At 68.7% G+C, this 23,751-nt stretch carries 22 protein-coding genes; 10 read left to right on the top strand and 12 right to left on the bottom strand.

The window, feature by feature from the left end; genetic code table 11:
* Nucleotide 1: 1 nt before the first annotated feature.
* From ACAG25_RS12180 to ACAG25_RS12160, 5 genes are read right to left on the bottom strand one after another with little or no spacing between them, the layout of a single operon-like run.
* Nucleotides 2-826 carry an acyl-CoA thioesterase gene (locus tag ACAG25_RS12180; RefSeq protein WP_370488698.1) on the bottom strand — a complete coding sequence of 275 codons (825 nt, stop codon included), beginning with the start codon at nucleotides 824-826 and terminating at the stop codon, nucleotides 2-4.
* 22 nt (nucleotides 827-848) lie between these two features.
* Entirely contained in the window at nucleotides 849-1,613 is a 765-nt protein-coding gene (locus ACAG25_RS12175) for a LamB/YcsF family protein (RefSeq protein ID WP_370488697.1), read from the bottom strand.
* Between the two features lie 10 nt (nucleotides 1,614-1,623).
* Nucleotides 1,624-2,481 (bottom strand): metal ABC transporter permease, encoded by an 858-nt coding sequence (locus tag ACAG25_RS12170; protein ID WP_370488696.1) that lies wholly within the window; start codon nucleotides 2,479-2,481, stop codon nucleotides 1,624-1,626.
* Nucleotides 2,474-3,310 carry a metal ABC transporter ATP-binding protein gene (locus ACAG25_RS12165; RefSeq protein ID WP_370488695.1) on the bottom strand — a complete coding sequence of 279 codons (837 nt, stop codon included), beginning with the start codon at nucleotides 3,308-3,310 and terminating at the stop codon, nucleotides 2,474-2,476. Before ACAG25_RS12165 ends, ACAG25_RS12170 begins: the two co-directional genes overlap by 8 nt.
* Nucleotides 3,311-3,319: 9 nt before the next feature.
* A complete protein-coding gene (locus tag ACAG25_RS12160; protein WP_370488694.1) occupies nucleotides 3,320-4,231 on the bottom strand; it encodes a metal ABC transporter solute-binding protein, Zn/Mn family in 912 nt (303 codons plus the stop codon).
* A gap of 86 nt (nucleotides 4,232-4,317) precedes the next feature.
* On the opposite strand from ACAG25_RS12160, the gene ACAG25_RS12155 reads away from it, so the two are divergent.
* On the top strand, nucleotides 4,318-5,412 hold the full coding sequence (locus tag ACAG25_RS12155; RefSeq protein WP_370488693.1) for a LacI family DNA-binding transcriptional regulator: 1,095 nt from the start codon (nucleotides 4,318-4,320) through the stop codon (nucleotides 5,410-5,412).
* Here ACAG25_RS12155 and otsB read toward each other — a convergent pair.
* Together otsB and kstR are read right to left on the bottom strand one after the other, a co-directional pair.
* Nucleotides 5,409-6,158, bottom strand: a complete 750-nt coding sequence (gene otsB, locus ACAG25_RS12150) for a trehalose-phosphatase (protein WP_370488692.1) — start codon at nucleotides 6,156-6,158, stop codon at nucleotides 5,409-5,411. The two genes, ACAG25_RS12155 and otsB, sit on opposite strands and share 4 nt — an antisense overlap.
* A gap of 3 nt (nucleotides 6,159-6,161) precedes the next feature.
* Nucleotides 6,162-6,776, bottom strand: a complete 615-nt coding sequence (gene kstR, locus ACAG25_RS12145) for a cholesterol catabolism transcriptional regulator KstR (protein WP_370488754.1) — start codon at nucleotides 6,774-6,776, stop codon at nucleotides 6,162-6,164.
* 243 nt (nucleotides 6,777-7,019) lie between these two features.
* Here kstR and ACAG25_RS12140 point away from each other — a divergent pair, with 243 nt between their 5' ends.
* Nucleotides 7,020-9,143: an acyl-CoA dehydrogenase gene (locus tag ACAG25_RS12140; RefSeq protein WP_370488691.1), complete on the top strand. Its 2,124-nt coding sequence runs from the start codon at nucleotides 7,020-7,022 to the stop codon at nucleotides 9,141-9,143.
* Here the strand turns inward: ACAG25_RS12140 and ACAG25_RS12135 are convergent.
* Together ACAG25_RS12135 and ACAG25_RS12130 are read right to left on the bottom strand one after the other, a co-directional pair.
* Nucleotides 9,140-9,715 carry a hypothetical protein gene (locus ACAG25_RS12135; RefSeq protein ID WP_370488690.1) on the bottom strand — a complete coding sequence of 192 codons (576 nt, stop codon included), beginning with the start codon at nucleotides 9,713-9,715 and terminating at the stop codon, nucleotides 9,140-9,142. The genes ACAG25_RS12140 and ACAG25_RS12135 overlap by 4 nt on opposite strands.
* Nucleotides 9,716-9,736: 21 nt before the next feature.
* A complete protein-coding gene (locus ACAG25_RS12130; RefSeq protein ID WP_370488689.1) occupies nucleotides 9,737-10,807 on the bottom strand; it encodes a 2Fe-2S iron-sulfur cluster-binding protein in 1,071 nt (356 codons plus the stop codon).
* Between the two features lie 163 nt (nucleotides 10,808-10,970).
* On the opposite strand from ACAG25_RS12130, the gene hsaA reads away from it, so the two are divergent.
* Genes hsaA through ACAG25_RS12105 form a run of 5 tightly spaced genes read left to right on the top strand, consistent with a single transcriptional unit; the run spans nucleotide 10,971 to nucleotide 15,992 of the window.
* Nucleotides 10,971-12,155, top strand: coding sequence for a 3-hydroxy-9,10-secoandrosta-1,3,5(10)-triene-9,17-dione monooxygenase oxygenase subunit (hsaA, locus tag ACAG25_RS12125; protein ID WP_370488688.1), 1,185 nt, complete (start codon nucleotides 10,971-10,973; stop codon nucleotides 12,153-12,155).
* A complete protein-coding gene (gene hsaD, locus ACAG25_RS12120) occupies nucleotides 12,152-13,039 on the top strand; it encodes a 4,5:9,10-diseco-3-hydroxy-5,9,17-trioxoandrosta-1(10),2-diene-4-oate hydrolase (protein WP_370488687.1) in 888 nt (295 codons plus the stop codon). The genes hsaA and hsaD overlap by 4 nt, the downstream gene beginning before the upstream one ends.
* Nucleotides 13,040-13,041: 2 nt before the next feature.
* Nucleotides 13,042-13,944: an iron-dependent extradiol dioxygenase HsaC gene (hsaC, locus tag ACAG25_RS12115; RefSeq protein WP_370488686.1), complete on the top strand. Its 903-nt coding sequence runs from the start codon at nucleotides 13,042-13,044 to the stop codon at nucleotides 13,942-13,944.
* 5 nt (nucleotides 13,945-13,949) lie between these two features.
* Nucleotides 13,950-14,516, top strand: a complete 567-nt coding sequence (gene hsaB / locus ACAG25_RS12110; RefSeq protein ID WP_370488685.1) for a 3-hydroxy-9,10-secoandrosta-1,3,5(10)-triene-9,17-dione monooxygenase reductase subunit — start codon at nucleotides 13,950-13,952, stop codon at nucleotides 14,514-14,516.
* A gap of 27 nt (nucleotides 14,517-14,543) precedes the next feature.
* Nucleotides 14,544-15,992, top strand: coding sequence for a peptide MFS transporter (locus ACAG25_RS12105; RefSeq protein WP_370488684.1), 1,449 nt, complete (start codon nucleotides 14,544-14,546; stop codon nucleotides 15,990-15,992).
* 60 nt (nucleotides 15,993-16,052) lie between these two features.
* On the opposite strand, the gene ACAG25_RS12100 is transcribed toward ACAG25_RS12105, so the two are convergent.
* Entirely contained in the window at nucleotides 16,053-16,964 is a 912-nt protein-coding gene (locus tag ACAG25_RS12100; RefSeq protein WP_370488683.1) for a LysR family transcriptional regulator, read from the bottom strand.
* A 110-nt stretch (nucleotides 16,965-17,074) separates the two neighbouring features.
* Between ACAG25_RS12100 and ACAG25_RS12095 the strand changes: the two genes are divergently transcribed.
* Genes ACAG25_RS12095 through ACAG25_RS12085 form a run of 3 tightly spaced genes read left to right on the top strand, consistent with a single transcriptional unit; the run spans nucleotide 17,075 to nucleotide 21,056 of the window.
* A complete protein-coding gene (locus ACAG25_RS12095) occupies nucleotides 17,075-18,424 on the top strand; it encodes an MFS transporter (RefSeq protein WP_370488682.1) in 1,350 nt (449 codons plus the stop codon).
* Nucleotides 18,421-19,167 carry a 3-hydroxybutyrate dehydrogenase gene (locus ACAG25_RS12090; protein WP_370488681.1) on the top strand — a complete coding sequence of 249 codons (747 nt, stop codon included), beginning with the start codon at nucleotides 18,421-18,423 and terminating at the stop codon, nucleotides 19,165-19,167. Before ACAG25_RS12095 ends, ACAG25_RS12090 begins: the two co-directional genes overlap by 4 nt.
* Complete coding sequence (locus tag ACAG25_RS12085) at nucleotides 19,164-21,056, top strand: acetoacetate--CoA ligase (protein WP_370488680.1); 1,893 nt, start codon at nucleotides 19,164-19,166, stop codon at nucleotides 21,054-21,056. The genes ACAG25_RS12090 and ACAG25_RS12085 overlap by 4 nt, the downstream gene beginning before the upstream one ends.
* On the opposite strand, the gene ACAG25_RS12080 is transcribed toward ACAG25_RS12085, so the two are convergent.
* Nucleotides 21,037-22,320 (bottom strand): HNH endonuclease, encoded by a 1,284-nt coding sequence (locus ACAG25_RS12080; RefSeq protein WP_370488679.1) that lies wholly within the window; start codon nucleotides 22,318-22,320, stop codon nucleotides 21,037-21,039. The genes ACAG25_RS12085 and ACAG25_RS12080 overlap by 20 nt on opposite strands.
* Before the next feature lie 35 nt (nucleotides 22,321-22,355).
* The gene (locus ACAG25_RS12075) at nucleotides 22,356-23,750 is read right to left on the bottom strand and encodes a xylulokinase (protein ID WP_370488678.1); all 1,395 of its coding nucleotides are present in this window, start codon (nucleotides 23,748-23,750) and stop codon (nucleotides 22,356-22,358) included.
* Nucleotide 23,751: the final 1 nt, after the last annotated feature.

The raw sequence follows: 23,751 nt of genomic DNA, 5'->3' as shown, positions 1-23,751 counted from the left end.
CCTAGGCGGGTGGGAAGTACATCTCCTGGCGCACCGTGCACACCAGGTCACCGGTGCGGTTGTACATCCGGCCGCTGGCCAGCGCGATACCGTCGACCGCGCTCGGCGAACTCTGGTCGTAGAGCATCCAGTCCGACAACTGAGCCGGCCGGTGGAACCACACCGAATGGTCGCGTTGCGCGTTCGCCCTCAACCGGCCGCCACGCGCGGCGAACGTCGGCTCGGTCAGCGTGACCGCGGACAGGTAGGCCACCAGGGCGGTGTGCACGCCCGGATCGTCGGGCACGTCGCCGTCGGGACGCCACCAGAAGCATGCGGGTGCCGGCGGCCCGGTCGCTGCGTCGACGACGCGCCGCTGATACCAGCGCAGGCTCGCCCACTGGCCTCGGCCCTGGACCTTCTCGGGGTCCTCTGCCGCATGGGTCGGCGCGGCCGGCAACGATTCCGGCGCGGGGGCGTCGGGCATCGGCGGCTGGTACTCGGTGTCGTCAGCGGTGGCGTTCTTGAACGACGCCATCGCTTCGAGCAGCACCTCGCCGTCCTGGCGCGCGGTGACGCGTCGCGCCGAGAACGTCCGGCCCTGCTGCAGCGGCACCACCTCGAACTCGACCGGCCGGCTCGCGTCGCCGGGGCGCAGGAAGTAGGTGTGCACGCTGTGCGCTCGGCGGCCGGGGGCGGTCAGTCCCGCAGCCAGCAGCGCCTGGGCCGAGATGTGGCCGCCGAGAATGTGGTTGGCCGGGGCCGGTAACTGCTCGCCGACGAACGTGGTGTCGCCGGAGCGATCCAGGCGCAGGGTGGCCAGTACGTCACGCAATGAGGAGGACATCGACGCACATCATGCCCGACGGTCAACCGAACGGTGCGACGACGATCCCGTCGGCGAGCAACCGCCGGCGCACGGCAGCCGCGATGCGTACCGCATCGGGCGAGTCACCGTGCACGCACACGGATTCGACCTGGATGGCGACCGGGGAACCGTCGATCGCAGTGACCGTGCCGTCGCGGACCATCGAGGCCACCCGTCGGCTGATCTCGTCGGGGTCTTCGAGGACGGCGCCCGGCTCGCGCCGCGACACCAGCCGGCCGTCGGGCGTGTAGGCGCGATCGGCGAATGCCTCGGCGATGGTGCGCAGCCCCAGTCGCTGCGCGGCGGCCAGGAAGGCCGAACCGGCCAGCCCCAGCACGGCCAGGTCGGGGTCGGTGGCATGCACCGCCGCCGCGACCGCCTCGGCCTGTTCCTCGTGGTCGACGATCGCGTTGTACAGCGCCCCATGCGGTTTGACGTACTTCACGGTGGAACCGGCGGCACGTGCCAGCGCCTGCAGGGCGCCGATCTGGTAGATCACGTCGGCGGTGAGTTCGTCGGGTTCGACGTCGATGAACCGCCGGCCGAACCCGGCCAGGTCGCGATAACCGACCTGCGCGCCGATGCGCACCCCTCGCGCGGCGGCCGCGCGGCAGGTGCGCGCCAGCGTCGCGGCATCGCCGGCGTGGAAACCGCACGCCACATTGGCGCTGGTGACGATGTCGAGCATGGCGTCGTCGTCACCGATGCGCCACACGCCGAAACCCTCGCCGAGGTCGGCGTTGAGGTCCACGGTCGGCTTGTCCACCTCCGCCAGCCTAGTGCGCGGTGCGGCGTGCCCCGATCGCCCAGCAGACCAGGAAGATCGCGAACGAGATCAACGTGACGAACACCGAGACCGGCACTCCCGGTGCGAGCGACAACACGATGCCGCCGACGGCGGCGACCTCGGCGAACACCACCGACGCCGCGATCGCCTTGAGCGGCGAGCTGAACACCCGCGCCGCGGCGGCTGCCGGGGTGATCAGCAGGGACATCACCAGCAGCGCCCCGACGATCTGCACACCCTGCGCGGCCGTCACCCCCACCAGGGCGGCGAACACGATGCCCAGCGCTCGCACGGGCACCCCTCGTCCGGCCGCCACCTCCGGATCGACGGTCGCGAACAGCAGCGGCCGGAACGCCACCGCCAGCACGACCATCACCAGCACCGTCACCACCGCCAGCAGGGTCAGCCCGGAGTAGCCGACGCCGACGATCTGTCCGGTCAGCAGCGAGAAGCTGGTGCCTGTCCGCCCTGGGTAGAGATGGATGAAAAGCACCGCCAGGCCCAGCCCGAAGGCCAGCACCACCCCGATCGCCGAGTCGCGCTCGCGGCTGCGCTGACCCAGGATCCCGAACAGCACGGCGGCCAGTGCAGAGCCGATCAGGGCTCCGATGCCGACGCTGAATCCGGCCAACAAAGCGAATGCGGCTCCGGTGAGCGACAATTCGGCCGATCCGTGCACCGCGAACGACATCTGCCGCATCACGATCAGCGGACCGATCACACCCGACACCAGCGCCAGCAACGCCGCCGCGATCAGCGCCTGCTGGACGAAGTCGCGTCCGAGCAGGTCGACGGTCGTGTCGAACGCGAACAGGTTGGCGAACAACTTCTCGAGGCTGTCAGTCATGGTCGTGTCCGGCGTGCGGGTCGTGATGGTCGTGGTGGTACTGGCTCTCGTCGCCGACGACGATGTAGCGGTGGCCGACCTTGAGGACCTCGATGTCGGCGCGGTAGAGCTCCGACAGGGTGGCCGAGGTCATCACCTCCTCGACGGTGCCGATCCGGGACCTGCCCTCGACGAGGTAGATCACGCGGTCGACATACGGCAGCACCGGGTCCACCTCGTGGGTCACGAACAGCACCGCGGTGCCGGCCTCCCGGCGGCGCCGGTCGATCAGACTGCACACCAGTCGGGCATTGGCCGGGTCGAGGTTGAGCAGCGGTTCGTCGCACAACAGCAGGGCGGGGTCGGTGGCCAGCGCCTGGGCCACCCGCACCCGCTGCAGTTCGCCGCCGGACATCACCCCGACCGGGACGTGCGCGAGGGAGGTTCCGTTGACCTGAGCCAGGGCGTGGCGCACGGCTTCACGCTTGGCCGCGCGCGCCCGGGGACCCCAGCCGGTCAGGCCCCACCGGTGACCGTCGTAGCCCAGGGCGACCAGATCCGAACCGCGCAGCGAGACTCCGCGGTCCATCGACCGGTGCTGGGGCACATAGCCGATGCGTTCGCTGCCGGCGCGAACCGGCTCCCCCTCGACGGTGACGGTGCCCGCGGTCAGCGGCAGCGCACCGAGCAGCACCTTGAGCAGTGAGGTCTTGCCGGTGCCGTTGGGGCCGAGGATGGCGATGAATTCGCCTGCGCCGACGGTGAGGTCGAGGCCGTCCCACAGCACACGCTCGCCGAAGGCCAGTCTGGCGTCGGCGAGACCGACGACGTCGCGGGACGGGATGCTCACTCGCGGAGATTATTCGCCGGGCCCGCGCGCGGCGTCCAGGGCGGCGGCGATCGAGTCGATGGTGTCGCCCTGCCACTGCAGGAAGTCGGTTCCCTCGGGCAGGGTCTCGGTGACGGTGATGACCGGCAGTGACGCCGCGGCGGCGGCGTCGGAGATCTGACGGCTGACCGATGATTCGGTCTGCGCGTTGACCACCACCGCGGACACCTCCCGGTTGTCGATCAGGTCGAGCATGGCAGCGACGTCGGCGGGCGCGGGATCGCCGCCGTGCTCGACGGCGTTGGTGAACGACGGCGGGGTCAGGTCGGCGATGCCCGCGTTGCGCAACGCGTAGAAGGCCACCGGTTCGGTGGACACCACCGAGGCGCCGGGGTGGGCCGCGCCGACGGCCCGCTGGGCCATCGCCAGGGTGTCGACCTCGGAACCGAACCGCTCGGCGTTGGCCGCGTAGTCGGCGGCGTTGACCGAGTCGGCCTCGGTGAGCAGTTCGGCGATCCGGGTGGCGACGGCCTTCACGGTGGGCAGGTCGTAGAACACGTGCTCGTTGGCCGACTCTCCGGATTCGGCGGTCGGCGACAGCGAGTACGCGTCGACGCGCGTAACCTCGGGGGCGTTCTGGAGGACCTGGTCGATCCAATGGTCGTAGTGGCCGCCGTTGTAGACCACCAGCGAGGCGTCCGAGATCGTGGCGGCCTCGGCCGGACTGGCCTCGAACGAGTGCGGGTCGGCGACGGTGCCGGTGATGATCGGGGTCACCGTGGCGTGGTCGCCCGCGACGGCCGCGGCGACGCTGCCCCAGACGTCGGTCGACGCGACCACGGACACGTCCCGGGGCGGGGCGGCGGTGTCCTCGGCGGTCGAGCAGCCGACCATCGAGAACGTCAGGGCAGCGCTCACGGCTGCGGCGGCCAGCGCACGCATGCGTATCTCCTCATGCAAATGAAAACCGTTTCCAATAACTGTAGCGCACCCCCGATAGCTGCTGCGGTGGGCTAACGTCGAGGAGCATGTCCAGGAGTCCCGCGCCGCGCCGTCGCGCCACCCTGGCCTCTCTGGCTGCCGAGCTCAACGTGTCGCGGACCACCGTCTCCAACGCCTACAACCGTCCCGACCAGTTGTCGGCCGAGATGCGCGAGCGGGTGCTCTCGGCGGCCAAGCGACTGGGCTATCCGGGGCCCGACCCGGTGGCGCGGTCCCTGCGCACCCGCCGGGCCGGAGCGGTCGGGTTGGTGATCACCGAACCGCTCAACTATTCGTTCAGCGACCCGGAGGCCCTGGATTTCGTTGCCGGACTGGCTGAATCGTGTGAAGCGGTGGGGCAGGGCCTCCTGCTGGTCGCGGTCGGCCCCAACCGCACCGTCGCCGAGGGATCGGCGGCGGTGCTGGGTGCCGGGGTCGACGGCTTCGTGGTGTACTCGGCCGCCGACGACGATCCGTACCTGCCCGCGGTGCTGCAGCGCCACCTGCCGGTCGTGGTGGTCGACCAACCCAAGGATGTGCCCGGTGTGTCTCGCGTCGACATCGACGACCGGGCTGCGATGCGTGCTCTGGCCGACCACGTCGTCGGTCTCGGCCACCGCGACATCGGCCTGCTGACCATGCGGTTGGACCGCGCCCTGCCGCCGGCAGGGCCCGGGCCGGTCCTCGCGGACCCGGCCCGCGTGCGCAACCCCCAGTTCCACGTGCAGGGTGAGCGCATCGGCGGTGTGCGTGACGCGATGGCCGCGGCGGGACTTGATCCGCAGGCGTTGACGATCGTGGAGAGCTACGAGCACGGACCGACCTCGGGCGGCGCGGCGGCCGAGGTGGCACTGCAGGCCAACCCGCGTCTGACGGCGCTGATGTGCACCGCCGACGTGCTGGCGCTCTCGGCGATGGACCATCTGCGGGCGCGGGGGATCTATGTGCCGGGGCAGATGACGGTCACCGGGTTCGACGGGGTGCCCGAGGCGTTGCGGCGGGGCCTGACCACCGTCGTGCAACCCAGCGTGGAAAAAGGCAGGCGCGCAGGCGAATTGCTGCACGAACGGTCAGGGATACCGGTGCTCGACGTACTGCCCACCGAGATGGTGCGCGGGCGGACGTCGGGCCCACCGGCCTAGCCGCGGCGGCGTCGCAGCAGATGATGCAGCGCGGCGCAGACGTCATCGGGGGAGTCCACGCGGTATGCCGCCGAGGTGTCGCCGGGACCGACCTTGACGCCGACGTCTTCGCCGCCGAGGCGGCGGAACGCCTTCTCGTCGGTGACGTCGTCTCCGAAGAACACCACCGCCGAGGCGTCGTGCTCGCGGCGCAGGATGTCGACGGCCTCGCCCTTGTCGGTGTCGATCACGGCGAACTCGAGGACGGCCTTGCCCGTGGTGGCGTGTGCGTCCCAACTGTTCGCGGCAGCCCACGCCTCGGCCAGCGCGGCCTCTCCGACGGCGGGGTCGGCGTTGCGTACGTGCAATGCGACGCTGGCCGGTTTGGTCTCCACGGTCACCCCGGGCTTGCCGGACGCGATCGCTCTCAGGGCGGCGGTGATGCTCTCGAGCAGTGCTTCGTCGATGCGGCGCGCGAACCCGGCGTCGAATTCGGCGCCGTGGCTGCCGACCAGATGCACCGACGCCGGCAATCCGGAGAGCACACGTAAGTCGGCCAACGCCCGTCCGGAGATCAGAGCGCTTGCGGTGCCGGGCAACTCGGCCAGGCCGATCAGCGCCTCCGCGGCGCCGGGCAGCGGGCGCGCGTCACCGGGATTGTTCACGATCGGCGCCAGTGTCCCGTCGAAGTCGGAGGTGACCAGCAGACGCGGCACCCGTGCGACCGCGTCGAGCGCCGAGGTCACCTCGGCCGGCAGATCGCCCATGCGTCAGATCTTAGGGCGGTCGTCGTCTCCGATGAGCAGTCGCACGGCCAGGTCCAACCGTTTGGCGACATCGGTGGCCGACGCTCGACGCGTCAGCCAGGCCAGCAGGTTGCTCAGCCACACATCGGAGATCACGCGCGCGATGTGGTACTGGTCCTCGGTGGGTTCGCCGTCGCTCATGGCGCGCGCGAACATCGAGTCCATCAACTTGCCCACGTGGTCCACCTCGCCGGCCGCCGACGCGTCGGCGAACACGAACGCCCGCGTCATGGCCTCGGTCAGTAGCGGATTGCGCTGCATGGCGCGGTTGAGCTTGCCGACCATGATGTTCAGTCGCTGATACGAGGTGGCGCCGACCGGGAACGCCGAGCGGTCGGTCTTGGCGTCGATGCGCTCGAACTCGCGACCGAGCGCGGACACCAGCAGGTGCACCTTGGACGGGAAGTAGCGGTACAGGGTGCCGACGGCGACGTCGGCGCGCTCGGCCACCGCGCGCATCTGGACGGCTTCGTAACCGCCCTTGGACGCGATGGCCAGGGTGGCGTCGAGGATGCGTTTGCGACGTTCGCGCTGCGCCTCGGAGCCCAGTTCCGACTCGGCCAGCACGGCGACGTTCATGACCTGGCGGGGTCGTGAGTCGGCTGACTCGGAAGTCCCGGACATGCGGCCTGCGCTCCTCACGTGATGCGGTCTCGCTGGGAAACGATACGCACGTCCGGGCCGGATTTCCCACCCCGCGCGGTGCGCCGACCCTGGCGTGCGCTGCTGCGATGGCGGTCGACTTGACGGTCGAGCGCTGGCACTATTAGAACACGTTCTAGTGAGAAGCAGCGTCTTCTCCCCCAAACGCTAGGAGTCACGGTGTCGGTATCTTCCTCGGCGAGCACCACCGACGAGCAGGCCGCGGCCCGCGAACTGGTGCGGAGCTGGGCGGGTGGCTCCGGCGGCATCGAGGCCGCGCGTGAGGTCGAGCAGGGCCGTCGGGACGCCTGGCGCGCGCCGTACCGGGGCCTGGCAGAACTAGGGCTGTTCGGTGTGGCGCTGCCCGAGGAGCTCGGGGGCGCCGACGGCTCGATCGGCGACCTGTGCGCGATGGTCGACGAAGCGGCCGCCGCGCTCGTGCCCGGCCCGGTGGCCACCACCGCGCTGGCCACCCTGGTTCTGGGTGACACCGCTCCCGAACTGCTGGAGGCGCTGGTCGCCGGAGAGCGTGCTGCCGGGATGACTCTGACCGCCTCGTTGGACCACGCCGACGGACGCGTGTCCGGAACCGCGCCGTACGTGCTGGGCGCCGACGAGGACTGCGTGCTGTTGCTGCCCGCCGGCGAGCGGTGGGTGCTGGTGGACGCCACCTCCGGTGGCGTGACCGTCGAACCGCTGACCGCGACCGACTTCTCCCGACCGCTGGCGCGGGTGACCCTCGACGGCGCCGCCGCCATCGAGATCGCGGTGCCCGGCGCGCGGATCGTCGACCTGGCGGTGACCCTGATGGCGGCCGAGGCCGCGGGGCTGGCGCGCTGGCTGCTGCAGACCGCCACCGAGTACGCCAAGGTGCGTGAGCAGTTCGGCAAGCCGATCGGCAGCTTCCAAGCCATCAAGCACATGTGTGCCGAGATGCTCTTGCGCTCCGAACAGGCTTCGGTGGCCGCCGCCGACGCGGCAGAAGCCGCGGGCGGACAGGACGCCGACCAGCTGTCGATCGCCGCCGCGCTGGCCGCGTCGGTGGGGATCGAGGCCGCCAAGGCCAATGCCAAGGACTGCATCCAGGTACTCGGCGGTATCGGCATCACCTGGGAACACGACGCGCATCTGTACCTGCGGCGGGCCTACGGCATCGCCCAGTTCCTGGGCGGTCGGTCCCGGTGGTTACGCCGCGTGGTGGAGTTGACGCAGCAGGGGGCGCGCCGCGAACTGCACATCGACCTGGACGCGGTGGCCGACCTGCGTCCCGAGATCGCTGCCGCGGTGGCCCAGGTGGCGGCCGCGCCGGCCGGCCAGCGCCAGGTGGCGCTCGCCGAGACCGGACTGCTGGCCCCGCACTGGCCGCGTCCGTACGGACGGGGGGCCGGCCCGGCCGAGCAGCTGCTGATCGACCAGGAACTCGCCGCCGCCGACATCGCCCGCCCCGACCTGGTGATCGGCTGGTGGGCGGTGCCGACGATCCTCGAGCACGGCAGCCCCGAGCAGATCGAACAGTTCGTGCCGGCCACGCTGCGCGGTGAGCTCAAGTGGTGCCAGCTGTTCAGCGAGCCGGGTGCGGGCTCGGACCTGGCCGCGTTGCGGACGAAAGCCGTTCGCGCCGAGGGGGGCTGGAAGCTCACCGGGCAGAAGGTGTGGACGTCGGCTGCGCAGCAGGCGCACTGGGGTGTGTGCCTGGCCCGGACGGACCCGGACGCCCCGAAACACAAAGGCATCACGTACTTCCTGATCGACATGCGCTCACCGGGCATCGTGATCCGGCCGCTGCGCGAGATCACCGGTGACGAACTGTTCAACGAGGTGTTCTTCGACGAGGTCTTCGTGCCCGACGAGATGGTGGTCGGGCAGGTCAACGACGGCTGGCGGCTGGCGCGCACCACGCTGGCCAACGAGCGCGTCGCGATGGCCAACGGCACCGCCCTGGGTAACCCGATGGAGGAGCTGCTGCGGGTGGTCGCTGACACGGGAATCGATGCGGCACAACAGGATCAGCTCGGCGCATTGATCGGGCTGGCGCAGGTGGGTTCGCTGCTGGATCAGCGCATCGCGCAGCTAGCGCTCGAGGGTCAGGATCCGGGAGCCCAAGCCAGCGCCCGCAAGCTGATCGGTGTGCGGTACCGGCAGGGCCTGTCCGAGTTCCGGATGGAGCTGTCCGAGGGTGCCGGGGTGGTGAGCAACCAGCAGGTGCACGACTTCCTCAACACGCGATGCCTGACCATCGCCGGCGGGACCGAGCAGATCCTGTTGACGATGGCCGGGGAACGGCTGCTCGGCCTGCCGCGTTAGAAGCGCGTCTGCGCGCAGGCGGTGGGGGTGGTCAGGTTCACCCCGCCGTAGACGACCTGGATCTGCGAGCAGGCCAGGAAGTCGGCGCCGGTGGCCGGCAATCCGGTCTCCCAGACGGTGGGCACCGAGTCGCCGTCGACACGGAACCGCTCGAGGGGCCCGCCACCGAAGTACGTCACCGAGATCTCGACGTTGTTGAGCGCCTTGTACATCTTCGACAGCACGTTGTTGTGGTTGGCGCCCTTCAGTTCTCGCGGCACCCCGGCCGGTGCGCTGTACCAGGCCTCCTGCCAGACGCTGCGCTCGTTGCTGCGCAACGTGATGGTCTGCCGCGCCCACGTGTCCTGCGGGAACCCGATGGGTCCGGCGGGGGTCAGCAGGTTGGCCGCGGTGTCGAAATAGCACCTGTTCTCGCCCGGCACGCAGTTGGCGTTGACGTGCATCTCGATCGAGGTGGCCCCGTCGACCGGGATCGATGTGACCGCGGAGTTCGACGCTGCCGCCGCGGTCGCGGGCTGGCACAGCGCCGAGAGGAGAAGCGCGGTGGCGCCTGCCGCTGCAAGCCGGTTCATCGTCACGAAGCTAGTCCTTCGCTACTCGTCGTAGGTGACTTCGACCGAATCGGTGCGCGGGTGCGCCTGACAGGCCAGGATCAGGCCTTCGTCGAGGTCCTGCTGTTCGAGCACGTCGTTGATCTCCATCTCGACGTCGCCGGATTTCTTCACCACCGCGCATGCGCCGCAGTGGCCCTCGCGGCACGAGAACGGGGCGTCGAGGCCCTTGTCGAGCAACACGTCGAGCAGCTTGGCCTTGCGGGGCCAGGTCACCTCGTGGGTCTGCCCGTCGAGCGTGACGACGGCGGTGGCGGGACCTTCGTCGCTGTCGTCTTCCTCGATCTTCACGGTCGAGAACGGGTCGGACTCCAGCGACTTGAACACCTCGATGTGGATGCGCTCGGCGGCCATCCCGGTGGTCTTGAGAGCCTCCTCGGCGGCGGCCATGAACGGCCCGGGACCGCAGATGTACGCCTCGCGCGCGACGTACGGGGTGACCAGGTCCCGCAATGCCGCCGCCGTCGGCAGGCCCTGCACGGACTCCAGCCAGTGCACCGCGGTCAGCCGGTCCGGGTGGGTGGCGATCAACTCGCGCAGAGCGGCGGCGAAGATCACCGAGTTCTCGTCGCGGTTGGCATAGATCAGCGTCACCTTGCCGGTGCCCTCGCTCAGCGCCGACTTCAGGATCGCCATCATCGGGGTGATGCCACTGCCGGCGGCAAGCAGCAGGAAGTCGGTGTCGAGGTTCTTCGGGACGAACGTGCCCGAGGGGGCGAGCACGTGCATCCGCATCCCGGCATGGGCGTTGTCGCACAGCCAGTTCGACGCGTAGCCGTCGGCGGTGCGCTTGACGGTGACGGTGAGCCGGTCGTCGGTGAACGGCGAACTGCACAGCGAGTAGCACCGGGCGACCGAGCCGGTGCGATCACTGGGGATGCGCAAGGTCAGGAACTGCCCCGGGGAGTAGCGGAGCTTGTCCGGGTCCACGGGCGCGTCGGCCGGAGATTTGAAGACCAGGGAACGGGCGTCGGAGGTCTCGTCGACGATCGAAGCGATCTCCAACTCCAGAACGTGACTGCCCAACGGCTCGTCGGCGGCTACGTCCGTCACAAGATCAGGCCTTCCCTCTACGTCATCGGTCGGTCATAACTAGAACAGGTTACAGAAACGCATGTCTGCAGGTACAGAAGCTAAACTGCACTGCTACTCGACATGAATCGTAACGTGTTCTAATCTCTTATACGTTACTTCGCACGCCTCGGGAGGCACATCAGTGACGTCCATTCAACAGCGCGACGCGCAGTCGGTTCTCGCCGGTATCGACGACCTGCTGCCGCGGATCGCCGAACGCTCACAAGCCGCCGAGGACTTGCGCCGTCTGCCCGACGAGACCGTGGCCGAGCTTGACGAGGTCGGCTTTTTCAAGCTGCTGCAGCCCGAGCAGTGGGGCGGCCTGCAGTGCGATCCGAGCCTGTTCTACGAAGCCGTCCGGCGGATCGCCAGCGCCTGTGGTTCCACCGGATGGGTCGCTTCGATCATCGGCGTGCACAACTGGCACCTGGCCTTGTTCGACCAGCAGGCGCAGGACGACGTGTGGGGCAGCGACCCGACGGTGCGGGTGTCCTCGTCGTACGCCCCGATGGGTGCCGGTCACGTCGTCGACGGCGGTTACCTGGTCAGCGGCGCCTGGCAGTGGTCGTCGGGTTGTGATCACGCCACCTGGGCCTTCCTGGGCGGCCCGGTGATCAAGGACGGCAAGCCGGTCGACTTCGGCAGCTTCCTGATCCCGCGCACCGAGTACACCATCGACGACGTGTGGAACGTGGTGGGCCTGAAGGCCACCGGCAGCAACACCGTCGTGGTCAAGGACGTGTTCGTCCCCCGGCACCGGTTTTTGTCCTACCGGGCGATGAACGACGGTACCGCCGGAGGTTACGAGAACAACACGGCGCCGGTCTACAAGATGCCGTGGGGCACCATGCATCCCACCACCATCAGCGCACCCATCATGGGAATGGCCTACGGCGCGTACGCCGCTCACGTCGAACACCAGGGCAAGCGGGTGCGCGCGGCGTTCGCGGGGGAGAAGTCCAAAGATGATCCCTTCGCCAAGATCCGGATCGCCGAGGCGGCCAGTGACATCGACGCCGGCTGGCGGCAGCTGATCGGCAACGTCCGCGACGAGTACGAGCTGCTGCAGGCCGGCAAGGAGATCCCGTTCTCGCTGCGCGCCGCAGCGCGCCGCGACCAGGTGCGTGCCACGGCGCGCGCGATCGCGTCGATCGATTTGCTGTTCGAGGCGTCCGGCGCCACCGCGCTGGGGCTGGACCAGCCCGTGCAGCGGTTCTGGCGGGACGCCCATGCGGGCCGCGTGCACGCGGCCAACGAGCCGGAGCGGGCCTACCTGATCTTCGGCAACGACGCGTTCGGGCTGCCTCCGCAGGACACGATGGTATGACGTCCTACATCCAGGAGACCGAGCAGCAGGTCGAGATCACGTTCGAGTCGACTTCGCGCTATGCGCAGGTGCGTGAAGACATGCGGCTGCACTACCACGAGGCCGGCGTCGGGAACTCGCAGACCGTCGTGCTGCTGCACGGCGGCGGGCCGGGCGCGTCCAGCTGGTCGAACTTCAGCCGCAACATTCCGGTGCTGGCCCAGCACTTCCACGTCCTGGCCGTCGACCAGCCGGGCTACGGGCACTCCGACAAGCACACCGAGCACGAGCAGTACAACCGCTACAGCGCCACCGCGCTGCTGAATCTGTTCGATCATCTCGGCATCGAACGCGCTGCGCTGGTGGGTAATTCACTGGGCGGCGGCACCGCGGTGCGGTTCGCGCTGGACAACCCGAAGCGCGCGGGTCGCCTGGTGCTGATGGGTCCCGGCGGGCTCAGCGTAAACCTGTTCTCACCGGACCCCACCGAAGGGGTCAAGCTGCTCGGCAAGTTCGCCGCCGAGCCCACGCGGGAGAACATCGAGAAGTTCCTGCGCATCATGGTCTGGGACCAGAGCCTGATCACACCGGAACTGGTCGAGGAGCGCTTCCGGATCGCCAGCACGCCCGAGTCGCTGGCCGCGACCAAGGCGATGGGAAAGTCGTTCGCCGGTGCGGACTTCGAGCTCGGCATGATGTGGCGGGATGTCTACAAGCTGCGCCAGCGGGTGCTGCTGATCTGGGGCCGCGAGGACCGGGTGAACCCGCTCGACGGCGCGCTGGTGGCGCTCAAGCAGATTCCCCGCGTGCAGTTGCACGTCTTCGGCCAGTGCGGACACTGGGCACAGCTGGAGAAGTTCGACGAGTTCAACAAGCTGACCACAGACTTCCTTCTGGAGGGATGACCATGACCATCCGATCACTGGGCTACCTGCGCATCGAGGCCACCGACGTCGCGGCGTGGCGCGAGTACGGGCTCAAGGTGCTCGGGATGGTGGAAGGGAAAGGCGACACCGACGGCGCGCTCTATCTGCGGATGGACGAGTTCCCGGCGCGCCTGGTGATCGTGCCCGGAGAGCGGGACCGGCTGATCAGCTCGGGCTGGGAGACCGCCAACGCCGCTGCGCTGCAGGAGATCCGCAACAGCCTCGACGTGCACGGCACCCCGTACAAGGAAGCCACCGCTGCCGAGCTGGCCGAGCGTCGCGTCGACGAGATGATCGTCTTCGACGACCCGTCGGGCAACGTGCTGGAGGTGTTCCACGGCGTCGCCCTCGAACACCGGCGCGTGGTCAGCCCGTACGGACACAAGTTCGTCACCGAGGAGCAGGGTCTGGGCCACGTGGTGCTGACCACCCGCGACGACACCGAGACACTGCACTTCTACCGCGACGTACTGGGCTTCAGCCTGCGCGACTCGATGCGACTGCCGCCGCAGCTGGTCGGCCGGCCCGCCGACGGCGCCCCGGCGTGGCTGCGCTTCCTCGGGGTGAACCCGCGCCATCACAGCCTGGCGTTCATGCCGGGCGAAACCCCGAGCGGCATCGTGCATCTCATGGTCGAGGTGGAGAACTCCGATGACGTCGGGTTGTGCCTGGACCGTGCGCTGCGGCGCAACGTCAAGATGGCCGCGACCCTGGGGCGTCATGTCAACGACAAGATGCTGTCCTTCTACATGAAGACGCCAGGCGGCTTCGACATCGAGTTCGGTTGTGAGGGGCTCGAAGTCGACGACGACAACTGGGTTGCCCGGGAGAGCACGGCGGTTTCGCTGTGGGGTCACGACTTCAGCGTGGGCTTCAAGAGCTAGCGGCTGTGGGCACCCCGTCGATCGATCCGCGCACTTTCCGCAATGTGCTGGGGCAGTTCTGCACCGGCATCACGGTGATCACGACGATCAGTGACGATGCCCCGGTCGGCTTCGCCTGCCAGTCGTTCGCGGCGCTGTCGCTGGACCCGCCCCTGGTGCTGTTCTGTCCGACCAAGCAGTCGCGGTCGTGGCAGGCCATCGAGGCGGCGGGACGGTTCTGCGTGAACATCCTGCACGAGGACCAGCAGCACGTCTCGGCGCGCTTCGGGTCGCGGGAACCCGACAAGTTCGCCGGCATCGACTGGCACCGCTCGGAACTCGGCTCGCCGATCATCGAGGGCAGCCTGGCCCATCTCGACTGCACAGTGGCATCCGTGCACGACGGCGGCGACCACTTCGTGGTGTTCGGCGCGGTGCACTCGCTGTCGCAGATATCGGACAAGAAGCCGCGGCCGCTGCTGTTCTACCAGGGCCAGTACACCGGCATCGAGCCGGAGAAGAACACCCCGGCCGATTGGCGCAACGACCTGGAGGCCTTCCTGACGGTGGCCCGCGAGGACACCTGGTTGTAGCAACCGGCAGCCGGGTAGTCCAGCGCGATGACGATCGGTGAGGACAAACCGACCCGGACGGTTTTCGGTCACCCGATCGGGCTGACCAACCTCTTCGGGGTCGAACTCTGGGAGCGGTTCTCGTTCTACGGGATGCTGACGATCCTCGGCTACTACCTGTACTACTCGACCGTCGACGGCGGACTGGGTCTGGCACAGAGCACGGCCACCGGCATCGTCGGCGCGTACGGCGGCCTGGTGTACCTGTCGACGGTGCTCGGCGCGTGGGTCGCCGACCGTCTCCTCGGCATGGAACGCACCGTCTTCTACGGCGGGGTCGTCGTCATGCTGGGCCACATCGCGCTGGCGGTGCTGCCCGGACTGGCCGGGGTCGGCGCGGGTCTGGTCTTGGTCGCGCTGGGCTCAGGAGCGCTGAAAGCGAACGCATCGTCGCTGCTCGGGACCCTGTACGCCAAAGGTGACGCGCGTGCCGACGGTGGATTCACGTTGTTCTACCTCGGCATCAACCTGGGTGCGTTCGTCGGGCCGCTGCTGACGGGGCTGTTGCAGACCAGCCTCGGCTTTCACTTCGGGTTCGGCGCGGCGGCGGTCGGTATGGCGCTCGGGTTGATCCAGTACGTGATGTTCCGGCGCAACCTCGGCGGCCACGGCGCCGCGGTGCCCAACCCACTGCCACGCAGTGCGGTCAACAAGGCCGTCGGTGTCGGTGCGCTGGTCGTGGTCGTCGTCGCCGCGGTGATCGGCCTGCGGCTGGTGACGTTGGAGAACCTGTCGCAGGTCACCACAGCGGTGATCATCGTCGCCTCGGTCGGCTACTTCACCGTCCTGCTGCGCTCGGGGAAGGTCACCGCGCCGGAGCGGGCCCGGGTGCGCGCGTTCATCCCGTTGTTCGTCGCGAACGCGGTCTTCTGGTCGCTGTTCCAGCAGATCTTCACGGTGCTGGCCGTCTACTCCGACGAACGGATGAACTGGTCGATCTTCGGCTGGATCGCGCCGTCGAACTGGATCGGTTCGATCGAGCCCATATGGATCATCGTGCTGTCACCGCTGTTTGCCCTGATGTGGACGCGGTTGGGCGACCGGGCCCCGACCACCCCACGCAAGTTCTCCTACGGTGTGGTCGGGATGGGGCTGGCATTCTTGTGCTTCGTCCCGCTGGCCGGGATCGATGCCGTACCCGCACTTCTCGTTCTGGCGATCCTCGGGGTGTTCGCGACATCGGAATTGTTGCTGTCGCCGATCGGCCTCTCGGTCACCACGAAGCTTGCTCCCGAGGCGTTCCGCGCGCAGATGATGGCGCTGTACTTCTTCTCGGTGGGCATCGGGACCTCGATGTCGGGCGTCCTGGCCGCCTGGTACGACCCGGACCGGGAGGTCGCCTACTTCGGAGTGCTCGGTGGGTTCACCGTGCTCACCGGAGTGGCGGTGCTGTTGATGTCGCCGTGGATCAGCCGGCACATGGAAGGCGTGCACTGAGGTGTGAATGACAACGATGTGATTCATCCACACTGGGGATAACCCCTGTGGACAACCCGCTCAGCGGTTTCCCAGCAGCACGTCGCGCTGGTCGCGGACCCGGGCCCGGATCGCGTCGACGACCGCCGCGACCTCCGGGCGCCGCAGCGTCTCCGGTCGCGTCACCAGCCAGTACGTCAGCCGGATCGACACCGCGTCGGGAAGCACCCGCACCAGGTCGGGATGCCGGTCGGCCATGAAGCACGGCAGCAGACCCAGGCCGGCGGAGGCGCGGGTGGCCTCGACGTGGACGAAGACGTTGGTCGAGGTCACCGACTCCCGCATGGCCGGGGCGAAGCTGGTCGCCAGGTCCAGGTCGTCGACCTGCAGCATCGAGTCGATGAAGTACACCAGCGGGAACCGCTGCAGATCGGTGATGGCGTCCGGTCGGCCGTGCTCGGCGAGATATTCGCGCGATCCGTACAGGCCCAGGCAGTAGTCCGCCAGTCGCAGCGCCTCGGCCCGATGCACCTTCGGTTCCCCGACCACCACCTCGATGTCCATTCCGGAGCGCTGCTGGGTGGCCCGGCGGGTGGTGGCCACGAGCTCGACGGCGACCTTCGGATGGTCGCGCTGCACGGCGGCTGCCGCGGGCGCGGCGATGTAGGCCGAGAACCCGTCGGTCGCCGAGATGCGCACCACGCCCTCCAACGCCCGCTGACCTGCCGTATCGGTGGCCAGGGAACGCACTGCGGTCTCGACGGCCTCGGCCGCGGCGAGTGCTTCGCGGCCGAGGTCGGTCAGTTCCCAGCCGCCGCCGACGCGCGCGAGCACGCGGCCGCCCATGGCCCGTTCCAGTGCGGCGATCCGACGGCTGATCGTCGTGTGGTTGAGCCCCAGTTCGTCGGCCGCCGTGGTGTAACGGCCGGTTCGGCCGACCGCCAACAGGACCAGCAGGTCGTCGGCGCTCGGGCGGCGGATGGGGGAGGCCATATCTGCATTTTTGCAGATGGCTGCTGCGGTTTTGGGCATTGCAGGTTCGGGGTAGCTGCATGAATACTCACTGGCAGTTTGTGGTGGGCATCACAAAGGGAGGGTGGGCGATGAGCACGCAACAATCCGGTGTCGCAACCGGTCTCAAGCGCGTGGTGGTCGCGTCGATGGCCGGCACCGTCGTCGAGTGGTACGAGTTCTTCCTGTACGCGACCGCCGCGACGCTGGTGTTCAACAAGGTGTTCTTCGCCGAGGGCACCAGTGAGGCCGCCGGTCTGATCGCGGCGCTGCTGACCTACGCCGTCGGTTTCGTCGCCCGGCCCTTGGGCGGCATCGTCTTCGGCCACTTCGGCGACAAGTACGGCCGAAAGAAGTTGCTGCAGTTCGCGATTCTGCTGGTCGGCGCCGTCACGTTCCTGATGGGTTGCCTGCCGACCTATGAGCAGATCGGGGTGTGGGCGCCGATCCTGCTGGTCGCGTTGCGCTTCATGCAGGGGTTCGCGGTCGGCGGGGAATGGGGCGGCGCGGTGCTGCTGGTCGCCGAGCACAGCCCCAGCAAGGACCGCGCTTTCTGGGCCAGCTGGCCGCAGGCCGCGGTGCCGGTCGGGAACATGCTCGCCACCGTCGTGCTGCTCGTGCTCACCGGTGTGCTGCCCGAGGCGGCGTTCATGTCGTGGGGCTGGCGGGTGGCGTTCTGGCTGTCGGCGGTGGTCGTGCTCATCGGCTACTACATCCGCACCAAGGTCACTGACGCGCCGATCTTCGTGGCCGCTCAGGAGGAGGTCGAGCGGGTCAAGTCGGTGTCCTACGGCGTGGTCGAGGTGTTGCGGCGTTACCCGCGTGGTGTTTTCACCGCGATGGGGCTGCGCTTCGCGGAGAACATCATGTACTACCTCGTCGTCACGTTCTCCATCGTCTACCTCAAGACTCACGTCGGCACCGACACCAGTGACATCCTCTGGTACCTGTTGGCCGCCCACGCCGTGCACTTCGTGGTGGTCCCGCAGGTGGGTCGCCTCGCCGACCGGTACGGCCGGCGCCCGGTTTACATGGCGGGCGCGATCCTGGCCATCACGTGGGGCTTCTTCGCGTTCCCGATGATGAATACCGGCAGCTACCTGATGATCATGGGCGCCGTCATCCTGGGGCTGGTCATCCACGCCCTGATGTACGCCCCGCAGCCGGCCATCATGGCGGAGATGTTCCCGACGCGGATGCGGTATTCCGGTGTGTCGCTGGGCTATCAGGTCACCTCGATCGTCGCCGGTTCGCTGGCGCCGGCCATCGCGACCTGGCTGCTCGACCGGTTCGGCACCTGGGTGCCGATCGCGGTCTACCTCGCCGGCGCGTCGGTGATCACGCTGATCGCCGCGTGGTTCACCCGCGAGACCAACGGGCTGGACCTGCACAACCTCGACGAGGCCGACCGCGAACAACTGGCCAAGGCCGGCCTCACATGACCGAGCTGGCCGGCCGCACCGCGCTGGTCACCGGCGGTGCGGGCGGGATCGGCGCGGCGTGTGCACGCGAGCTCGCCGCGCGCGGGGCCGCGGTGACGGTCGCCGACGTCGACGAAGCCGGTGCGCAGAACGTGGCCCACGAGATCGGCGGAACCGCCTGGGGTCTGGACCTTCTCGACGTCAAAGCCCTCGAGGAGCTGCGCCTCGACGTCGACATCCTGGTCAACAACGCAGGCATCCAGAGCGTGAACCCGATCCACGAGTTCCCGCCGGAGAAGTTCCGCGCCATGCTGGCACTGATGGTCGAGGCGCCGTTCCTGTTGATCCGCGCGGCGCTGCCGCACATGTACCGCGGCGAGTTCGGTCGGATCATCAACATCTCCTCGGTGCACGGACTGCGGGCCTCACCGTTCAAGTCCGCCTACGTCACGGCCAAGCACGCACTCGAAGGGCTGTCGAAGGTCACCGCCCTGGAAGGTGGGCCGCGCGGCGTGACAAGCAACTGCGTGAACCCGGGCTATGTCCGTACGCCACTGGTGACCAAGCAGATCGCCGATCAGGCGCGAACGCATAACATCCCCGAGGAAGAGGTGCTCACCGAGATTCTTCTCAAGGAGAGCGCCGTCAAACGGCTCGTGGAACCGGAGGAGGTAGGGGCGTTGGTGGGTTGGCTGGCATCGCCGCACGCGGGAATGGTGACCGGAGCGTCGTACACGATGGACGGCGGGTGGAGCGCCAAGTGAGCGACGCCCCGCAGTGGACCCCCACCGACGACGACATCGCCCGAGCCCGCATCACCGATTTCGCCCGCTTCGTGGAGAAGCGCACCGACGTGACCTTCGACGATTATCGGGCGCTGTGGCAGTGGTCGGTCGACGACCTGGACGGGTTCTGGGCGGCCCTGTGGGACTACTTCGATCTCGGTGAACGCGGAGACACCGTGCTCTCCGGCGCGACGATGCCGGGTGCGCAATGGTTCCCGGGCACGACACTGAACTACGTCGACCAGGTCCTGCGGAACGCACGCACCGACCGTCCCGCGATCATCAGCGTCAGCGAGGATCGTGCCGACCGCGAGGTGAGCTGGTCCGAACTGTTGGGCCGCACAGCGGCCTTCGCCGACAAGCTGCGCGCGGCCGGTGTCGAGCCCGGCGATCGCGTGGTCGGCTACCTGCCCAACATTCCCGAGGCGATCATCGCGTTCCTGGCCACCGCAAGTTTGGGCGCGGTGTGGAGTGCGTGTGGCCAGGATTATTCCGCCAAGGCCGCGCTGGACCGGCTCGGTCAACTCGAACCCAAGGTGCTCGTGGCCGCCGACGGCTACTACTTCGCGGGGAAGCACCGGGACAAGCGAGCCGACGTCGAGGAGCTGCGGGCCGGGCTGCCGACACTGCAGGCGAGCTTCGGTCTCGACGGTCTGGCCGACACCACCGATGCCGCGCTGTCCCCGCTGGCCGTGCCGTTCGACCACCCGCTGTGGATCCTGTTCTCGTCGGGCACCACGGGGTTGCCGAAAGGCATCATGCACGGCCACGGGGGCGTGGTGGTCGAGCACCTCAAGGCCATTGCGCTGCAGTCGGACATCGGCGCCTCCGACACCTTCTTCTGGTACACCAGTCCCAGCTGGATGATGTGGAACTTCCAGGTCGCCGGGCTGCTGGTGGGCGCCACGATCGTCTGCTACGACGGCAGCCCGAACGCACCGAAGCCGGACTCGTTGTGGGAGATCGCCGCTCGCGTCCGGGCGACCGTGCTGGGCACCAGCCCCGGCTATGTCCTCGGATGCATCAAGGCCGACGCACACCCCCGCGAGACCCACGACCTCTCGGCGCTGCGCTCGGTCGGGATCACCGGGTCCTCGTTGCCGCCGGCATCGTCGCTGTGGCTGCGTGACCATGTCGGTGTCCACGTCGCGTCCATCAGCGGTGGCACCGACGTGGTGTCGGCGTTCATCGGCGGTGTGCCCACGGTGCCCGTGTGGCCCGGTGAACTCTCGGCGCCGTACCTGGGTGTCGCGCTCGCGGCATGGGACGAGTCCGGCGAACCCGTGATCGGAGAGGTCGGCGAACTCGTCGTCACCAAACCGCTGCCCTCGATGCCGGTGGCCTTCTGGAACGACCCCGACGGGACCCGTTACCACGACGCGTATTTCGACACCTATCCCGGAGTGTGGCGCCACGGTGACTGGATCACCGTCACCAACCACGGCAGCATCATCGTGCACGGACGATCCGACTCGACGCTGAACCGGCACGGCATCCGGATGGGTAGCGCCGACATCTACCAAGCCGTGGAACGGCTGCCCGAGGTGGCCGAAGCCCTCGTGATCGGCGCCGAGCAACCCGACGGCGGCTACTGGATGCCGTTGTTCGTCGTCCTCGCCGACGGCACCGAGCTCACCGACGCGGTCCGCGACAAGATCAACAACACCATCCGCACTGAGGTCTCGCCGCGCCACGTCCCGGACGAGATCATCGTTGCGCCAGGCATTCCCCACACCCGCACCGGCAAGAAGCTCGAGGTCCCCATCAAGAAGCTGTTCCAGGGCCGCGACGCCGCCAAAGTCGTCGAACGCAGCGCCGTCGACGACCCCGCGCTGCTCGACTGGTACGTCACGCAGCGTCGAACGTAACCAGGTCGACACTGAGTCGGCCTTCCATCAGGCTGATCCGTCTTCGGACCGGTGGGCCGGGTAGTGGTGGGGCGATGGACTGGTAGACCGCGCCGGTGGGTGTTCGGTAGGTCGCTGCGTGCTGTCCGTCGGTGTCCTCGGTGGTGACCTGCCAGCCGGGCGCTTCCTTGGCGTAGTTGCAGGCCTCGCACTTGCCGAGCCCGTTGGTCGCGCTGGTGGCCCCGCCGTCGCGGGCAGGTGTGGCGTGGTCGTGGTGGCGGATCGGGGCGTTGCAGTATGGGGTGCGGCAGGTCTGATCCCGCCGTTGCAGCAGCGCCGCCAAGCCTTTCGGAAAGATCCGGGCCTTGGATTCCATCGCGACCAGCTGCCCGGAATCGGGATGGCGATACAGCCGCCGCAACGTGGCTTTCGTGTCGGCGTCCAGCGCAGCATCTCCGACCAGGGCGCGACAGAACCCGGCCGGCACCGGCCCGTACCCATCGAGCCAGCCCAGTTCGTCGTCGTCACCGGCCAGGGTGGTGTCGGCCATCACCAGGTTCAGCGCGATCGGCACCGGCGTCTCGGCGGGTCGGCCGATGACCCGCTCATAGACCGTCTCGGCCATCACCCGCCCACGCGGGCGCTCGTCGAAGGTCATGTCGGCGGCGCGCTTACAGGCCGCGAAGAGGGCCACGCTCTGGGACATCGGCAACCGCACGGTCACCTGGGCCATGGTGTCGGACACCGGCCGCACCCACACCCCCGCATCCTGGACCGCCCGGCGCCCACGCTCGACGACCGCGGCGGCGTCCAGGCGCGCGGTGATCCGCTTGGCCTCGGCGGCCACCCGCGCATCACCCCACCCGATCAGCCGGGACGGATCAGCGCATAACTCGAGATCGAGTTGGCGGCGGTGCTCGACGCTCAGACATGCCGACTCCCGCACGATCAACGTCGCCCGCCACTCGCTCAGCACGCCGGACTCCAACGCCGCCAACGTGTGCGGCATCTCGTGGACCAACGCTCGCGCGAACCCGAGGTGCTGGCCGCCACGCACCGGAGCCTCGTGGCGGGCCAACGCCACCTCCGACGCGAACCCCTTACCCCGCCGGGCTTTCGGGATCCCGTCGGCTTCCTCGCTGGCAGCCCGCTTGGCCGCCCACAACGCCGTGGCCCGCGCCTGCGCGGCAGCAGCGACCGATTTCAGCCGCTCGCACTCCTCGACGACCGACCGCAACTGCGCCTCCGACGCCGCGTCAGAAATATCGAACAAAGTTTCGAACACATAACCGACAGTACTCAGCGCCACCGACAAGTCCGCTACCGAAAGGTCAGTGGCTCCGCTGCCTGGTACTGCTCGCGCACCCACGGCGTCGCGTCGGCGTCGTAGCGCGTCACCTCCTGTGTGGACCAGGCCGGCGCATCATCGGCACCCGACAACACCCAGGCAGCCTGCCGTGCGGCACCCAGCGCGACGTACTCGGCCGGCGCCGGTACGTGCACCGTCGTGCCCAATACCGCGGGCGCGATCCGCCGCACCGCCTCCGACCGCGCGGCGCCGCCGATCAGCATGATGCGCTGCGTCTGGACCCCCTGGTCCCGAATCCGGTCGAGACAATACGCCATCGAACTGAGCAGACCTTCGACCGCGGCCCGGGCGATGTTGGCGGCGTTCAGGTTTCGTGTGGTGATTCCGTGCAGAGCTCCGGTCGCCGCGGGCAGGTTGGGGGACCGCTCGCCCTCGAGATAGGGCACCAGCACCAGCCCTTCGGCGCCCGCGGGTGCCGACAGGGCCAGTCGGTCGAACTCGGCGAAATCCACCTGCAGCATCTGTGCGGCAGCGGCCAGGACCGGTGCGCCGTTGAGCGTGCACACCAGCGGCAGGTGCTGCCCGGTCGCGTCGGCGAACCCGGCGACGATGCCGTCGGGATCCTGCGCCCCCACCGGGCTCACGGCACTGACCACGCCCGAGGTCCCCAACGACACCACGCAGTCCCCCGAGGAGGCGTTCAAACCCAGTGCGGCAGCGGCATTGTCACCGGCACCCGGCCCGAGGAGCGCGCCGCCGGAGGTCGTGCCCGCCACCTCGCGCGGACCCAGCACCGGAGGCACCGCCGGTGTCCGACCGCGCATCGCAAGCTCCAACAGGTCCGGCTGGTAACTGTCGGTGGACGCGCTGAAGTAACCGGTGCCGCTGGCGTCGCTGCGGTCGGTGCGTACGTCGGCGAGGTCCGACGATCCGCTCAACCGCCAGGTCAGCCAGTCGTGCGGCAGGCACACCAGCGCGGTCGCGTCGGCGTGCTGTGGCTCGTGGTCGGCGAGCCAGCGCAGCTTGGTCGCGGTGACCGCCGCCACCGGTACGACACCGACCCGCTGCGCCCACGCATCCGGACCGCCCAGTTCGTCCACCAACTGCACGGCGGCATCGGCGGATCGAGTATCGTTCCACAGCAACGCATCTCGGACCGGCATGCCGGAGCTGCCCAGACACACCATCCCGTGCTGTTGAGCGCCCACGGACATCGCCGACACATCGTCGAGTCCACCTGCGGCCGTGACGGTGGCCTGCAGCGCGTCCCACCAGTGCTGCGGGTCCACCTCGGTGCCGCCCGGGTGGGGTGTCGACGCGGACCGCACGATCCTGCCGGTGTCGGCATCGCAGACGACGACCTTGCACGACTGCGTCGACGAATCGACTCCCGCGACGAATGTCATG

This window comes from Mycobacterium sp. pV006 (assembly GCF_041287115.1).
In the GTDB taxonomy this organism is placed as follows: Bacteria; Actinomycetota; Actinomycetes; order Mycobacteriales; family Mycobacteriaceae; genus Mycobacterium.
Note: the sequence above shows the minus strand (reverse complement) of the source record. Positions and strands in the feature narration are given on the sequence as shown.

Bases quoted from the DNA above. Each gene is read 5' to 3' on its own strand.
- ACAG25_RS12155 (WP_370488693.1), top strand. From the start codon at position 4,318: ATGTCCAGGAGTCCCGCGCCGCGCCGTCGCGCCACCCTGGCCTCTCTG.
- ACAG25_RS12090 (WP_370488681.1), top strand. From the start codon at position 18,421: ATGACCGAGCTGGCCGGCCGCACCGCGCTGGTCACCGGCGGTGCGGGC.
- ACAG25_RS12160 (WP_370488694.1), bottom strand. From the start codon at position 4,231: ATGCGTGCGCTGGCCGCCGCAGCCGTGAGCGCTGCCCTGACGTTCTCG.
- ACAG25_RS12100 (WP_370488683.1), bottom strand. From the start codon at position 16,964: ATGGCCTCCCCCATCCGCCGCCCGAGCGCCGACGACCTGCTGGTCCTG.
- ACAG25_RS12075 (WP_370488678.1), bottom strand. From the start codon at position 23,750: ATGACATTCGTCGCGGGAGTCGATTCGTCGACGCAGTCGTGCAAGGTC.
- hsaC (WP_370488686.1), top strand. From the start codon at position 13,042: ATGACCATCCGATCACTGGGCTACCTGCGCATCGAGGCCACCGACGTC.
- ACAG25_RS12105 (WP_370488684.1), top strand. From the start codon at position 14,544: ATGACGATCGGTGAGGACAAACCGACCCGGACGGTTTTCGGTCACCCG.
- kstR (WP_370488754.1), bottom strand. From the start codon at position 6,776: ATGAACGTCGCCGTGCTGGCCGAGTCGGAACTGGGCTCCGAGGCGCAG.
- hsaD (WP_370488687.1), top strand. From the start codon at position 12,152: ATGACGTCCTACATCCAGGAGACCGAGCAGCAGGTCGAGATCACGTTC.
- otsB (WP_370488692.1), bottom strand. From the start codon at position 6,158: ATGGGCGATCTGCCGGCCGAGGTGACCTCGGCGCTCGACGCGGTCGCA.
- ACAG25_RS12135 (WP_370488690.1), bottom strand. From the start codon at position 9,715: ATGAACCGGCTTGCAGCGGCAGGCGCCACCGCGCTTCTCCTCTCGGCG.
- ACAG25_RS12095 (WP_370488682.1), top strand. From the start codon at position 17,075: ATGAGCACGCAACAATCCGGTGTCGCAACCGGTCTCAAGCGCGTGGTG.
- ACAG25_RS12180 (WP_370488698.1), bottom strand. From the start codon at position 826: ATGTCCTCCTCATTGCGTGACGTACTGGCCACCCTGCGCCTGGATCGC.
- ACAG25_RS12170 (WP_370488696.1), bottom strand. From the start codon at position 2,481: ATGACTGACAGCCTCGAGAAGTTGTTCGCCAACCTGTTCGCGTTCGAC.